General features: G+C 39.8%; 1 pseudogene. It reads left to right on the forward strand.

The features are described from left to right. Positions 1-99: 99 nt before the first annotated feature. A pseudogene (locus FAY32_RS14540) lies at positions 100-241 on the forward strand (replication initiator protein A); the annotation flags it as partial.

Genomic DNA, 241 nt, shown 5'->3' on the forward strand with positions numbered 1-241 from the left:
AAGATCAGCTCCTAAAAGATGGGTTTGTGGTAAACACCATTTTAAAGGAAGCTGATCTTTTTTGTCCGAACAGCGTTCGGATTAATTTTACAATCTACCGTACAACTACTTAGTTTTTGGTGCCGTACCCCGCAACAGATGTGTCGCTTCGTTGGTATTATCTTAAATGCTAAGTACCGAGTTGAGAAGGATCATAAAGATATTGGCGTCATAATCCCACTGGACGACGAAGAACTTAAAT

The sequence above is a fragment of the Levilactobacillus enshiensis genome, from assembly GCF_007115095.1.
GTDB classification, from domain to species: Bacteria; Bacillota; Bacilli; order Lactobacillales; family Lactobacillaceae; genus Levilactobacillus; species Levilactobacillus enshiensis.